This is a genomic window from Candidatus Rickettsia mendelii (genome assembly GCF_057543435.1).
Genome location: NZ_BTGX01000016.1, coordinates 34,954 through 49,621, shown reverse-complemented (window position 1 = coordinate 49,621; position 14,668 = coordinate 34,954). Strand labels below are relative to the sequence as shown.

Genomic DNA, 14,668 nt, shown 5'->3' with positions numbered 1-14,668 from the left:
AAGTTAAATATACTTATTAACCCAATCTAAAAGTGAGTTTTTTTGCTGCAGACCTATTTTTATATCTCTTTGCTCACCATTTTTAAATAACATTATTGTCGGAATACTACGAACACTATATTTTGAGGGAGTATTAGGATTTTCATCAATATTCATTTTTAATACTTTTACCCTACTTTCTAACTCTTTACTTATTTCTTCTATTATCGGTGTCAACATTCTACATGGGCCGCACCATTCTGCCCAAAAATCAACAATTACTGGTAAATCCGATTTTAATACTTCTTCTTCAAAAGAGCTATCTGTTACATTATTCGCCATAATTTATCTCTTTACACTTATAAAATAAAGTATAAATTACTGGTTTCTACTTGTAAATAATGAAAACATTTTATTTATTATATTTATTTTTTCTATTATAGTATATTCGCATTATTAATGCAGCTGTTTCTTCGATTGATCTAGTTGATACATCAATTACTGGCCAATTTCTTTGTTCACAAATTTTTTTAACCTCTAAACATTCTTTTTGTACTACATTAAAATCTGTATAATTTCCATTTTCATTGATTTGCAGTAAATTTAATCTAGCTTCCCTTATCTCAATTAACCTATTTGGGTTAATGATAAATCCTATTACTAGCTGATCTATATCTTTTTCTAAAAAATCAGGAAAAGGACAATTATAGACATAAGGGATATTTGCAGCTTTTAGACCATTGTATGCTAAGAATACAGAAGTTGGAGTTTTAGAAGTCCTAGAAGGACCTATTAATATTATATCTGCTTCTGGTAATTCATTAAGCATTTGTCCATCATCATGCCTTATTGCATAATCTATAGCATTAAGCGTATCAAAATAAGTTTTATCAAATTTATAATTATAATTTTGTTCTTTTTCTATTTCTACTCCTGAAAAAACTGACATTTCTTTAATAATTTTGCCTATAACTGAAATACAAGGAATTTTTAATTCATAACAAAATTTTGTTAATGTCTTTCTTAGTTCTTGATCAGCAATCGTATATAATACTATACCATGTTTTGATTTAATTTTATTTAATACTTCATTCAATAATTCTAAATTTCTAATCATTGGCCAATGATATAATTTTGGTTTTATAGAAGTAAATTGTGCAAGAGCAGAATTTGCTGCATACTTAGCTGTTTGTACAGAAGAGTCTGAAACCAAGTGAATAATTAGCTTTGTCATACTTTACACATACAATTGTGGATAAAATTTCTAATAACTTATTATTTTTCTTATTAAAATCTATTAAAAATTTTCTTGAATCCTTATTAAATTAAGTAAATCTAGTATATTTTCTTTTAAATAAATAGTTTGTGGATAAAATTGTGAGTAAGTAATATTTTTCTTTGAAAAAGAAGTCTTTTCTAAGCTATAAAAAATATTACACTTAGTTATCCACTTATATAAATTCTTTATGAACTTATGTGAATAAAAATTCAAAATACTAAATACTTTTAAGAAAATCTTAATGTAAATTTTGTTAATAACTATGTTCAAAACATTTAATTTACATAATTACGTTTACATATACAACAAATAATAATATATATAATTTAATTCTTTAGTAGTAGTATGAAACATCCATCAAATTTTATAAAAGAACTTAATAATAGAATACCTATTTGGCTTATGCGTCAGGCTGGTAGATATTTGCCAGAATATAGAAAAGTAAGAGAAAATGTAAAAAATTTTCTAGATCTTTGTTATGATATTGATAAAGCCACAGAAGTAACACTACAACCCATAAAGCGATATAATTTTGATATAGCAATTGTTTTTTCTGATGTACTAGTCTTACCTCATGCTCTTGGATGGGAAATAGAATTTAGTGAAAGCATAGGTCCTATATTAAGACAGTTCAAATCACAAAATGATTTTAAATATCTGCAGAAAAGCCCAGATAGCAAATTAGAAAAAGTTTATGAAATAATAAAAAAAGTAAAAAAAGAATTACCTTCGTCTACCTCCTTAATAGGTTTTGCTGGCAACCCTTGGACAGTGATGAGTTATATGTTAGAAGGAAGAAGGAGACAAGATTTTAAGACAAGCAAAAAATTTATATATGAAGAAAAAATACTTGCTAAAGAATTATTAGACTTTATTACTGATAAAACAGCTTATCATCTTATAAATCAAGCAAAAGCGGGAGCAGATATCATAAAAATTTTTGATTCATGGTCAGGAGTGCTAGCAGAAGAAGAATTTACTGAATTTGTAATAGAACCAACAAAAAAGATTATATCAAAAATAAAAAAAGTTTTTCCAAAAGTTCCTATTATTGCTTTTCCTAAAGGAGCAGGATTATTATACGAAAAATTTATAAAAGAAGTACAAATAGATATTTTAGCTGTAGATCAGATGGTTCCTCTTGAAAAAATGGAACAATGGAGTAATAAAGTAATAGTGCAAGGTAATTTAGATCCAATCATACTTCTTACTAATAAAGAAATTATTAAAGAAAAAACTCATAAAATTCTTTCAGCAATGAAGGGAAAGAATTTTATCTTTAATTTAGGACATGGTGTTTTACCTGAAACACCTCTAGAAAATATTAAATTTTTAGTAGAATGTGTTAGGTCTTATAAATTATAAAAGTAATGGCAATAAAAAATAAGAAAAGAAAAATAGCAATAGTACTTTTTAATTTAGGAGGACCAAATAATCTTAAATCAGTAAAACCATTCCTATTTAATTTATTCTATGATAAGGCTATTATTAATTTGCCTAATCCTCTACGTTATATTATTGCCAAAATAATTTCTATTATGAGAGAGGGAAAATCTCAGGAAATTTATTCTTTAATTGGAGGTAAATCATCGCTACTTGATGAAACAGAAGCACAAAAATTAGCATTAACTAAAAATTTAAAACAATTTATAAAAGAAAATTTTAAAATTTTTATAAATATGCGGTATTCTATGCCATCTACTGAAAAAACAGTAGATCAAATAAAAAAATATGATCCAAGTGAGATAATATTGCTACCTTTATATCCTCATTTTTCAAGTACTACAACAGGGTCATCAGTTAAAAATTTTTTGCAAAGTATTGACACTGATATTCCGATTAAGATAGTTTGTTGTTATCCTATAGAAGAAGATTTTATAAAATCTCATGTTTTATTAATTAAAGAAAACTTAGTTAAAGAAGATAAAAATTTTCGCATATTATTTTCTGCTCATGGGCTGCCCGAAAAAATAATAAAATCAGGTGACCCTTACAGTTTCCAAATAGAAGAAACAGTAAAATTAGTTGTTAAAGAGTTAGATATAAAAGATTTAGATTATAAGATAACTTATCAAAGTAGAGTAGGACCAATAGAATGGTTAAAACCAAATACAGAAGATGAAATAGAAATAGCAGGAAAGTTGAAAAAAAACGTGATTATTGTACCTATATCCTTTGTGTCTGAACATATTGAGACGTTAGTGGAACTTGATATTGAATATAAATTAATTGCAGATAAATATAAAATTCAGTATACCAGAATACCAACACTTGGAACAAATAAAATTTTTATTAATAGTTTGACAAATATATTACTACGATTTATCAATAAGATTGATACTAATTTAGTAATTAGTGCTTCTGGTACAAGAATATGTCTAAATAAATTTGTTAAATGTTTATGTAAATAAAAGAATAAGAAATGGCAAGTTATTATTTATGGTTTAAATCGGTTCACTTAATATCAACTATATGTTGGATGGCAGGATTGCTATATTTACCTAGAATATATGTTTATCATACCAAGGTTAAAATAGGTAGTGAACTAGATAATACTCTACAAATAATGGAGTTAAAATTACTTAGATTTATTATGAATCCTGCAATGATTAGCACATTTATATTTGGTTTAATAAATGCTTATATTTATGGGTTTGTTGCTCTTGATACTTGGTTTCATGTTAAAATGTTTGCAGTGTTAATTTTAGTCATATTTCATGGTTTACTTTCAAGATGGCGAAAAGATTTTGCAAGCGGCAAAAATGTTCATTCTGAGAAATTTTTCCGTCTAGTTAACGAAATTCCTACTATTTGTATGATTGTTGCAGTAATTATGGTTATAGTAAAACCTTTTGACTAAAAATTGTATAACTCATATGTCATTCATAGGCGGGGATAATATAATAGGTATTCTTGAGGTATGAACACTAGACAGTAGTATTTAAAAATATAAAAATGTGCTTAAGACCATTTTACTTCCGGTGGAAGTGACATTAATATTGCCTCAATATTTCCATCAGTCATTAAACCAAATTTAGTACCACGATCGTACAATAAGTTAAACTCTACATATCTACCACGCTTTATAAGCTGATATTCTTTCTGCTTTGTTGTCCAATGTAAATATAACTTATTTCTGACGATTTCAGGATATACTGATAATAAAGCTTTACCTACATCTTGTGTAAAAGCGAAATCTTGATTAAAATTGCCGCTATTTAAATAATCATAAAATATTCCACCTACTCCTCTTGGTTCTTTTCTATGTTTTAGATAAAAATACTCATCACATTGTTTTTTAAATTTAGGGTAATAGCTAGAATCATATTTATCACAAGCTTCTTTAAATGCTGCATGAAATTTTGCAGTTTCATTTTCTTCTGCATAAAATGGTGTTAAATCACCACCACCACCGAACCAACTTTTAGATGTTTCTATGTAACGAGTATTGAAATGCACAGCAGGAATTAATGGTGATTTAAGATGTGCAACTAATGAGATACCTGTTGCAAAAAATTCTCCATTTATTTCTGTTCCAGGAATTTCAGGACGAATTTCAGGGGAAAATTCACCGAATACAGTAGAGATATTAACACCTACTTTTTCAAATACCTCTCCTTTCATAATAGACATAACACCACCACCGCCACCATTGCGCTGCCAATTCGAACGTACAAATTTTGCTGGTTTTATACCTTTTTCTTTTGCATATTCTGTTTCAATCTTTTCAAATTCTATACACAATAAATCACGTAAGTCAGTAAACCAATTACTAATTATTTTTTTATTTTCTATATTCATATACTTTATTATAAACAAAAAGAAGCAACGTAGCTAATTTCTCAAATTAAATGAGCATGTTATTCAATAATTTGTTTAATTACTTTTTTCATCATGTACATAATCATTAAAAATAGAGCTGTAATGATCATGATATAAAAAGCAGGAGCATAAAATAATGCAGTCTTTTCAACAAGCCAACGTGAAATAATCGGAGAGGTACCACCAAATATTGCTATTGCAAAATTATAACTAAAAGCAACGCCAGTAAATCTTTGTTCTGCAGTAAATAGAGATATAACGAATATGTAAGCTGTACCAGCTATTGCTCCGGCAAGTACGCCAAGAATAGTAAGTGCTATAATTTGTTGCCATATCTTATTTTTTGCCATGAGTAACATAGTCGGTAAAATTAGTAACAAAATAGCAACCCCAACAAACATAATCATTTTATATTTCCCGATAATATCAGCAGTACCGCCAGCAAACGGCATCGTTATCATAGCAATAAATGAGCAGTAAGCTAAATATGATAAAGCGATAGTATTATCAAGATGCATAACATTGTAATAAAAAACATTTATATATGTTTTTACTAAATACATAACACTACTAGCAATAGCACCTATACATATAGTTAAAAATATAGATCTCCAAGCAGTTCTAATTACATTGGAAAAAGGTGTTTTAAGAACTTGTTTCTTTTTCTCAAGCATTTTAAAAATAGGTGTTTCTGATACACGTAATCGTAAATAAAATCCGACAAGACCCATGAAACCACCAAGTAAAAAAGCAAAACGCCATGCGAAATCAATTTGGAAAAAATAACATTCAATCATAATACCGATAAATGTTGCAATTAAAGTGCCAGCAATATTTGAACCATGTACTAAACCAGCAGTAAAACCTGGTCTTAGATTTTGACGATGTTCTAAGATAAAAATAGCTGCTCCTGTTCCTTCTCCACTAATACATAAACCTTGTATAAGCCGCATTATAACTAGTGTTATAGGTGCATAAATTCCTATACTTTCGTATGAAGGTATTAAACCTATAATAAAAGTTGGAATAGTCATACCAAGCATTGACAGTATTAAAGCAATACGCCTACCATACCTATCACCGATATAACCGAATAATATTCCGCCTATCGGCCTTGTTAAAAAACCAACTGCAAATACTGCAAGGCTTAAAAGAATTCGGATAAACTCTGATTCACCAGGAAAAAAAACTTGTCCAATAATGGGTGAAAAAACGGAATATACTGTAAAATCATAATATTCGAGTATATTACCTGAAATAGCAGATAAAAAAATGAAATTAGACCTATTCATTGAACACTAAATAACTTAATTGTTACTAGCTATTATAAACAAGTTATATCATTTATAAAGTGTTAAATATGAACTTATAGTTATTTAGTTTTTCGAGTAGTCATGTTAGATTCTGAGTATGAGTACGAAAATTTTTACTAGAATAGCTATCCCTAATTTAAAAAAATGCTTTTAGTTTATATAAATAACTTTATTGATAATTAAATAAATACATTTTTAACAAAAAATTTTAAAAAACTTAGTAATTATTACTTACTATGCAGTTCAGCTACTATCTATAAAAAGTCCTGCACCTGTTATTAATGATGTTTTTTATTACATTAAGTACTACATAAATTAGCTATTTCATCAGCTTCTACAAATTTTTTTATAGCCTAAAATTTAAGAGTAACATCTCTAGGTGCAGATTCTTTAGTAATATGACAAACTTTAACAGTATATGCTATTTAATGCATGATTAAAGGTTCTCTACACATCTTTTGTAAAGCCATTATATAGATTTACAAATTGCTTTGCTATATCAAGTCCAATACTGCTAGTAGAATTTGGTAATAACTACTAATTTTGTTTTTCATTTGTACCTCTGTTTAAATTCGTATTTGTCTTTTATTTAAAAGTGGCTTATGGTAGATTTTACTTAAAAGAAAAAAGTATTGATTTATGGAAATTGTTGATAGTACTGATGTATATGTATCTTGTTATGGTAAGAATCTGTTTTATGATCATCCAAAAGTATATTTGGAGATTGATCTAGAGATAGGGGAAGTTGATTGTCCTTATTGCAGCAAAAAATTTAGGTTAATAACAAAATGACTCTAAAATTTCTTTCAGAAAGTACTATTAACCGAATTGCTGCCGGTGAGGTTATAGAACGTCCTGCTTCAGTGGTAAAGGAGCTAGTTGAAAATTCAGTAGATGCAGGTAGTAGTAAAATAGATATTATTTTAGAGCGTGCAGGTAAAAACCTAATCATTATTTCTGATGATGGTATCGGTATGACGAGTAAGGAATTAGAAATTGCTGTTGAGCGTCATACAACCTCTAAGCTTGATGAAAATGATTTTCTAAACATTCATACTTTTGGTTTTCGAGGTGAAGCATTACCTTCAATTGCTGCTATTAGTAAAATGCTCATTACTTCTAGGAAACGTGGTAGTGATAAAGCATTTCAGATTAAATTAATTGGTGGTAATGAAAAACATGTTACTCTTTCTATTCATAATGATGGTACTAAAATAGAAATACGAGATTTATTTTTTGCAACGCCTGCTCGCTTAAAATTTCTTAGAACTGATAAAACTGAACTTACTACAATAATTGATGTAGTTAAAAAAATTGCCTTAGCATATCCTGAAATTTCCTTTAACCTAACACATGAGAGTAAGGTTTTACTAAAGCTTAAAGGACAAAGTAAAGATACAGAAAGTAACCTAAGACAGCGTATAATTGATGTAATAGGTGATAATTTTATAAAAAATGCTACTTATATAAATTTTAAAACTTCTGACTTTTCTATTTACGGATATACTAGCATTCCGACATATAACAGAGCTTCAAGTGAAGATCAGTTTTTGTTTATAAATAATAGGTCAGTAAAAGATAAAGTATTGCAAATAGCTTTAAGAGTGGCATATCAAGGTTATTTAGCACGTGACCGTTATCCGCTATGTGCTATATTCCTACGAATCAACCCACAATTTGTAGATGTTAATGTTCATCCAACAAAAGCAGAAGTTAGATTCCACGACCCAATTTATGTTCGGAATCTATTAATAGATTCTATTAAAAATGCTTTAGCAAATAAAAGCCATGTTACTTCCACTACTATTGCCAATGATGCACTTAAATTATTTAAGAGCCCTATAGTTGATAAACAACCAACAGTAGATATAAATGTAAGTGTTACTAGTAAATCGTCTGATTACAATGCTAATACACTAGCTATTACACCTAAAGTTCCTCAAAGTAATGTTTGTCAGAAACTAATTGATACATTACCATATGCTAAAATAGAGCAAGAAGAAGTAAAAAAGTATATACAAAATGAACAGCATACATCTAAACAATATAGGCTTGGGGCAGCTAAGGCACAGCTTCATACTACTTATATTATTTCACAAACAGAAGATAGTATAATTATTACTGATCAACATGCTGCGCATGAACGTTTGGGGTATGAAATAATAAAGAACTATATTAAAACAGAAGGACTAATAAAGCAACGTTTGCTTATTCCTGAAGTAGTAGAGCTATCAAATGAAAAAAGGGCAGATTATTTGTATGAAAACAAAGAGAATCTATTTAAACTTGGTTTAACTCTAGAAAGATTTGGTGAAAAATCTATTATAGTAACTGAAATTCCAAATATCATTGGAGATATAAATGTACAAAAGTTAATTCAAGATCTTGCTGATCATTTATCAGATTGTGGTGAGAATATAGCTTTAACAGAGTTAATTGATCATGTGACAAAAACTTATGCTTGTCATTATGCTATTAGAGCAGGACAAAAATTATTAGTAGATGAAATGAACGCTTTATTGCGTCAAATGGAAGATACCCCGTTTTCAGGGCAATGTAATCACGGTAGACCTACATATATTGAGTTAAAGCTCAAAGATATAGAACGCTTATTCAGACGAAAATAAAATGCTACTATAAAGTATTTCACTTGACTATTTTTTAATTTCGTTTTATTCTCCCTCTTTAATAATAATATCTTGATTCAAGGTGTCACAACTAATGGCAAAGAAAAATAAAAATGTGTTAGTGCGGCTAGTAAGTACTGCTAATACAGGCGTTTTTTGGGTAAAAAAACGTAATCCAAAAACCCAAACTGAAAAGCTTTCTTTTCGTAAATATGATAAAATAGCTAGAAAACATGTTCTTTTTAAAGAAGAAAAAATAAAATAGGTTGAGTATATATGGCAGTAAAAATTCGTTTAGCTAGAGGTGGCGCTAAAAAACGTCCTTTCTATCGTGTGGTAGTAGCTAATGCAACTGCGCCACGAGATGGTAATTTTTTAGAGAAAGTTGGAACTTATAATCCAATGCTTGCTAAAGGAAGTAGTGAGCGTGTAGTTTTAAAAAAAGATCGTATAGAATATTGGCTTAGTACAGGTGCTAAGCCAACAGAAAGAGTTGCAAAATTTATAGAGCAGTCTGGTGTCAATCTTCCTGAGAAAGTCAAAAAGGAGATGAAAGTTAAAGCAAAAAACCGTAAAGCTAAACCAAGTAAAAAGGAAGTGGAAGCTTAGTTGCTTGTAAAATTAAAATGTGCTACGGAAATATGCTATGAATGGTGGTCTGTTTAAGTGTAGTCTCAGCATTGAAAATAACACTTGATATCATTTTTATGAAATCAGGGGGTGGTATCTGTGTAGTAACATTTTAATAATTGGCTGTAATCTTTTACGTAGTTGTTATATGCCGGATTAGCTCAGCGGTAGAGCAACCGCCTTGTAAGCGGTAGGTCATCAGTTCAAATCCGATATCCGGCACCATCAAAAAGTGCCTCTTGTGTAAGGTTGCTTGTGTTGTTATTGTAAATACTCAAAGAGTATAGTTAAGAAAATTAACTTGTCACCCTGTAAGTTTATATTGTGATCTATAAATTTTAATATTATAAGTTAATTTTTAAAATACCATGGTTAGGTCATGGTACGACGCTTCAGCTATTTTTTAAAGCCATACACTACAAGTTTTTTCTTATATAGCATTATTAAGTAACTAATATAATGAATTCTCCAACTTTGTATAACGTCCTAAAATTTATATGATAAAAATCAATAAAACATCTTATAGAGCTATAGGGTTTGATAAACGTATTAAGTTCCTAGTATTACATTATACTCAGTGCGATTTTAAGCAATCTATAGATTTTTTAACCAGTGAACAATTAAGTGCTCATTATTTAGTAAATAATGAAAATCCTGAACATGTATTTCAATTAGTAGAAGAACATGATAGAGCGTGGCATGCAGGAGTAAGTTACTGGCAAGGGCATGAGCGTATTAATGATACATCAATTGGTATTGAAATAGTTAACCCTGCTTTTAAAGTAAATACAAAAGGTAATGATCAACAAAGCACAAAAAACAGTAATATAACGTGGTTGCCTTATTCACAAAAGCAGATTAATAGTGTTATAAGTTTATGCAAGCAAATCATTGCTAGGTATAATATTAAGCCAACTAGAATTATAGGACATTCTGATATTGCTCCTGGTAGAAAACAAGACCCTGGGCCGTTATTTCCATGGAAATTATTATATGATAATGGTATAGGCGCATGGTATGATGAGCAGACTTTTAATGATCTACTACCACAAGTAGATGTAACAAATATAAAAGCAATTCAACAAAAATTTATTACATATGGCTATAAGCTTGAAGATAATGGAGTTTTAGACTCTAAAATGAAAAATGTTATAATTTCATTTCAAATGCATTTTCGTCCTAATAATTTTTTCGGCGATTTGGATGTTGAAACCGTAGCAATTTTAGATGCATTAATATTAAAATATAGATCTGAATTATCATAGTATCAATTAATAATTGATACTATGATAGATAATATAATATGGTACAATTTATAACTATACCGAATCTTACAGATTACTCAGCTACTCTAAGGTTAATGGAATGTTATGTTAACAAGGTAATTAGTGCTAATGAGCCGGAAATTGTTTATTTAGTTGAACATTCTGAAGTATATACTGCCGGTACTGATTATAAACAAGAAGAATTATTGAATTGCATTAATGTTCCAGTAATTTATACCGGTCGTGGTGGTAAATTTACTTTTCATGGACCTGGTCAACGTATTATTTATCCAATTCTTAATTTAGCCTTACCAAATCGTACTAAAGATTTAAAACTGTACATAAAAATGCTTGAAGAATGGATTATGAATAGTTTGAATTATCTTGGAGTTAAAGCGTATATTATTGAAGGTAAGGTAGGTATTTGGGTAAAAATAAAAAGTGACGAATTTGCTAAAATTGCTGCAATAGGTGTTAGAGTAAGGAAGTGGGTTACATATCACGGTATAGCTGTAAATATTTCAACAGATTTAAGTAAGTTTGCTGGAATTATTCCTTGTGGACTTGAAAATTCTTTAGTAACTTCTTTAAAGCAATTAGGAATTTCTATTGAACTACCAGAATTTGATAAGATTATTCAAACTGAATTTAATAAGATATTTAAATGATCCGTAAATTTTTACTTGCAATTTTAGCAATTTGGGTTATTGGCTTTGTCTATTATGTATATTTAATAAATTCTTATAAGCTTAATAATAATACTACTGATGCAATAGTAGTATTTGCCGGAGGAGGTCATAAAGTTGAAACCGGTATTGCTCTACTTAAGGCAGGCTATGCACCTATACTATTTATTACTGGTATAGAGTCTTCTGAGCAATTAAATAATTTATTAAAAGAGCATAGCGTCGTAGAACAGCAGGTAATACTTGCTCCAAGTAAAATAATGTCAGAAGAGGATTATATTAATAAAGTCACTGATTTTATTTTAACTTATAATATTACTTCAATAATTTTAGTGGATTATAATTATAATATGCCTTTTATGGTGAATAAGCTTGAAAAAGCAATTCTTTCTTCTAATACTGTTTATACAGTACCATATCCTGTTTTTTCTAGCCAAAAATATAAGATTTTATTTAAATCTTATAATCATTATTTAATGAGTTTATTGTAATCCATAATTTTATATCTTATTCTTTAATTTTAGTACAAGCTCTTAAAACTATTATTCCAAATAATGCAGAAAGTAAAAAATCAATTATTACTGCTGTTTTCATAGAATTTGATAGGCAAACGCTCTCAAATGAATACTACTTATTATATAAATATTAATTTATTCTTACTTTATTTTTGTAAACTTGTATTTGTATAAGTGAATGTAAAAAATATAATCTTTTTCAAAGAAACGAAAGATTATAGTTATTAATTATAAACTAATAAAAGTACTTATGTACATTAATTATCTAAAAGATTTGCTTAAATTCAAGTCCGTGACTCCCAACAGTAGCGGTGCTATTGAATATGTTGAGGGTTTACTTAAAAAGCATGAATTCAAAACTGAAATAAGAATATTTGGTGATTCTCAAAGTGAACAAGTTACTAATCTTTATGCAGTTTATGGCAACAATCAGCCAAATATTTGCTTTGTAGGTCATGTTGACGTAGTGCCGGTAATTAATGAAAGTCTTTGGCATGCTTTTCCTTTTTCTGCTCATATAATAGGCGATGAAATATATGGCAGAGGCACCGTTGATATGAAAGGAGCTATAGCATGTTTTTTAGCTGCAACATTAGATTTTATAAAAAATAATGCTGATATTAAAGGTTCTATTAGCTTTTTACTTACTAGTGATGAAGAGGGAAGTGCAAAACTTGGTACTAAGGAAATGCTGCAATATATTTATGATCAAGGACATAAAATTGACTTTGCTATTGTTGGAGAGCCTACTTGTGAACAAAGAATAGGTGACACTATTAAGATCGGTAGAAGAGGAAGTATTAACTTTAAGTTAAATATAGAAGGTTTAGAAGGGCATGTAGCTTATCCACATAAAGCAAATAATCCTGTACCTTGCTTAGTAAAAATATTGAATGAATTAGTAAACATAAAACTTGATAAAAGAACAGAATTTTTCCAAAGATCAAATCTTGAAATTACTTCTATTGATGTTGGTAATAATACTGCAAATATAATTCCAGCAAAAGCAGAAGCATATTTTAATATACGCTTTAATAATTTATATTGTGTAGAAACTTTAGTGCAATTAGTAGAGCAAATTGTTAAACAATACTGCAAAGAATATAAACTGAATTATAAGTTAGAATATAGTAGTTCTGCAGAAAGCTTTATTCAAAATCCTAGTGATAAAATAAAAGATTTTGCTAGAGTAGTAGAAAATATACTTAAAATAAAACCACAATTCTCAACGAGTGGTGGTACATCGGATGCAAGATTTATCAAAAATTATTGTCCATTGGTAGAATTCGGTTTGTTATCTGAAACAGCACATAAAATAAATGAGCATGCTAAAATTAGCGATTTACAAAAATTATATAATGTGTATTATAATTTTTTGGTAGAAATGCTAACTACAGCAATAAAGTAATAAAGTGTTGTTGCTATACTTTGTTTTTTGTTGTGGGTAGTTGTAGATTAACTTAGCAATCCAAAGAATAATCGTTAGTAGGCAATTTTGTATTATTTTTAGTAGATTGCTTAGTGTCTTAAACTTGTGTTTTCTTTTTGCAATAATACCGAAGACTAAACAACAATACTCATATGCGGATGTGATGAAACTGGTAGACATGCAAGATTTAGGTTCTTGTGCCGCAAGGCGTGGGGGTTCAAGTCCCTCTATCCGTACCACTTGAAAGTCTCTTATGAAAAAATAATATAAAGTTTTTATGCAACAATTTAGTATTTATCAAACAAGCGATGAATTACTGTTGAAGGCAATATTTCTTTTAATAGAAAAATGTTATTATTCTGGTCTTAAGAGTGTCGTATTAACAGCAGATACAGAGCAGCAGGAAATGCTCAATAAAAATCTTTGGACTTATTCATGTAAGCAATTCATTCCTCACGGAAGCAAGTTTGATCCTAAACCTGAAAAACAGCCGATTTATATCACAGATGAGCTACAAAACCCTAATGATGCTAGTGTGCTTATTGTCATCTCACCTGTAGATATAGAAAAAATTTTGCAAGTAAAATGTTACTTTGAAGCTTTTAAAAGAATAATTATAATAACTGATTTTCCTGAAGATTTAAAAGAATTGACATCAAAAATACACAAATCTACCAAGCAAGAAAACGCAATTGATTGTTTTAAGCAAGATCTTCAAGGTGCATGGAGTAAAGTAGAATAAGTTTAGATATATTTGATGAACTTAAAATTTTACTATTTCGTCTTGCAAAAGCTTATGTGTACTTTGCGCTCTTAGCTTTATTATTTTTTTCTTTAGTTGATACCCATAACTACTCTTCTACTCAGAGTAATATTCATGACTAAATAATTACATCATTGTAAAAGAAGAAGCACAGTTTCAACTTAGTAATCTATCATCTTAAGGAGGAATTAAGGGTAAAATATTGTACAGTGTTTTGACTAGTCTTAATCATCACGAAAGTAGCAATCTAGAGTAAGAGTATTTGATATAATGTAAAAACTCTACACATTTTATATTTTTACTACATTCCTACGAAAGTGGAAATAGTATAGAGCATGTTTTCTAAGCTATGCAACAATA

The 14,668-nt window shown here is 28.9% G+C and carries 16 protein-coding genes and 2 tRNA genes; 14 read left to right on the top strand and 4 right to left on the bottom strand.

What is annotated here, in order from left to right:
- Positions 1-3 precede the first annotated feature (3 nt).
- Both trxA and AC27F4_RS03110 read right to left on the bottom strand, forming a co-directional pair.
- Positions 4-321, bottom strand: coding sequence for a thioredoxin (gene trxA, locus AC27F4_RS03115; protein ID WP_487062006.1), 318 nt, complete (start codon positions 319-321; stop codon positions 4-6).
- A 70-nt stretch (positions 322-391) separates the two neighbouring features.
- Positions 392-1,213: a pyruvate, water dikinase regulatory protein gene (locus AC27F4_RS03110; RefSeq protein WP_487062004.1), complete on the bottom strand. Its 822-nt coding sequence runs from the start codon at positions 1,211-1,213 to the stop codon at positions 392-394.
- A 390-nt stretch (positions 1,214-1,603) separates the two neighbouring features.
- On the opposite strand from AC27F4_RS03110, the gene hemE reads away from it, so the two are divergent.
- The 3 genes from hemE to hemJ are packed head-to-tail and all read left to right on the top strand — an operon-like array spanning position 1,604 to position 4,118.
- Positions 1,604-2,623: a uroporphyrinogen decarboxylase gene (hemE, locus tag AC27F4_RS03105; RefSeq protein ID WP_487062002.1), complete on the top strand. Its 1,020-nt coding sequence runs from the start codon at positions 1,604-1,606 to the stop codon at positions 2,621-2,623.
- A gap of 5 nt (positions 2,624-2,628) precedes the next feature.
- The gene (hemH, locus tag AC27F4_RS03100; RefSeq protein WP_487062000.1) at positions 2,629-3,669 is read left to right on the top strand and encodes a ferrochelatase; all 1,041 of its coding nucleotides are present in this window, start codon (positions 2,629-2,631) and stop codon (positions 3,667-3,669) included.
- Positions 3,670-3,680: 11 nt separating this feature from the next.
- A complete protein-coding gene (hemJ, locus tag AC27F4_RS03095) occupies positions 3,681-4,118 on the top strand; it encodes a protoporphyrinogen oxidase HemJ (RefSeq protein ID WP_487061998.1) in 438 nt (145 codons plus the stop codon).
- A 101-nt stretch (positions 4,119-4,219) separates the two neighbouring features.
- On the opposite strand, the gene hemF is transcribed toward hemJ, so the two are convergent.
- Both hemF and AC27F4_RS03085 read right to left on the bottom strand, forming a co-directional pair.
- The gene (gene hemF, locus AC27F4_RS03090; RefSeq protein ID WP_487061996.1) at positions 4,220-5,059 is read right to left on the bottom strand and encodes an oxygen-dependent coproporphyrinogen oxidase; all 840 of its coding nucleotides are present in this window, start codon (positions 5,057-5,059) and stop codon (positions 4,220-4,222) included.
- A 59-nt stretch (positions 5,060-5,118) separates the two neighbouring features.
- Positions 5,119-6,372, bottom strand: a complete 1,254-nt coding sequence (locus AC27F4_RS03085) for an MFS transporter (RefSeq protein ID WP_487061994.1) — start codon at positions 6,370-6,372, stop codon at positions 5,119-5,121.
- A 660-nt stretch (positions 6,373-7,032) separates the two neighbouring features.
- Between AC27F4_RS03085 and AC27F4_RS03080 the strand changes: the two genes are divergently transcribed.
- The 11 genes from AC27F4_RS03080 (at position 7,033) to AC27F4_RS03030 (ending at position 14,287) form a co-directional block, all read left to right on the top strand.
- Positions 7,033-7,185, top strand: a complete 153-nt coding sequence (locus AC27F4_RS03080) for a zinc-finger domain-containing protein (protein WP_487061992.1) — start codon at positions 7,033-7,035, stop codon at positions 7,183-7,185.
- Complete coding sequence (gene mutL, locus AC27F4_RS03075; protein WP_487061990.1) at positions 7,182-9,020, top strand: DNA mismatch repair endonuclease MutL; 1,839 nt, start codon at positions 7,182-7,184, stop codon at positions 9,018-9,020. Before AC27F4_RS03080 ends, mutL begins: the two co-directional genes overlap by 4 nt.
- Before the next feature lie 94 nt (positions 9,021-9,114).
- Positions 9,115-9,285, top strand: coding sequence for a 50S ribosomal protein L33 (gene rpmG / locus AC27F4_RS03070; RefSeq protein ID WP_487061988.1), 171 nt, complete (start codon positions 9,115-9,117; stop codon positions 9,283-9,285).
- Between the two features lie 11 nt (positions 9,286-9,296).
- Positions 9,297-9,629 (top strand): 30S ribosomal protein S16, encoded by a 333-nt coding sequence (gene rpsP / locus AC27F4_RS03065; RefSeq protein ID WP_487061986.1) that lies wholly within the window; start codon positions 9,297-9,299, stop codon positions 9,627-9,629.
- A gap of 171 nt (positions 9,630-9,800) precedes the next feature.
- Positions 9,801-9,875, top strand: a tRNA-Thr gene (locus AC27F4_RS03060).
- Positions 9,876-10,147: 272 nt separating this feature from the next.
- On the top strand, positions 10,148-10,915 hold the full coding sequence (locus AC27F4_RS03055; RefSeq protein ID WP_487061984.1) for an N-acetylmuramoyl-L-alanine amidase: 768 nt from the start codon (positions 10,148-10,150) through the stop codon (positions 10,913-10,915).
- A gap of 38 nt (positions 10,916-10,953) precedes the next feature.
- A complete protein-coding gene (gene lipB, locus AC27F4_RS03050; RefSeq protein ID WP_487061982.1) occupies positions 10,954-11,583 on the top strand; it encodes a lipoyl(octanoyl) transferase LipB in 630 nt (209 codons plus the stop codon).
- Positions 11,580-12,092, top strand: coding sequence for a YdcF family protein (locus tag AC27F4_RS03045; protein ID WP_487061980.1), 513 nt, complete (start codon positions 11,580-11,582; stop codon positions 12,090-12,092). Before lipB ends, AC27F4_RS03045 begins: the two co-directional genes overlap by 4 nt.
- Before the next feature lie 274 nt (positions 12,093-12,366).
- Complete coding sequence (dapE, locus tag AC27F4_RS03040) at positions 12,367-13,524, top strand: succinyl-diaminopimelate desuccinylase (RefSeq protein ID WP_487061978.1); 1,158 nt, start codon at positions 12,367-12,369, stop codon at positions 13,522-13,524.
- Between the two features lie 175 nt (positions 13,525-13,699).
- Positions 13,700-13,784: transfer RNA gene (locus AC27F4_RS03035), tRNA-Leu, on the top strand.
- A 38-nt stretch (positions 13,785-13,822) separates the two neighbouring features.
- The gene (locus AC27F4_RS03030) at positions 13,823-14,287 is read left to right on the top strand and encodes a DNA polymerase III subunit chi (RefSeq protein ID WP_487061976.1); all 465 of its coding nucleotides are present in this window, start codon (positions 13,823-13,825) and stop codon (positions 14,285-14,287) included.
- Positions 14,288-14,668 lie beyond the last annotated feature (381 nt).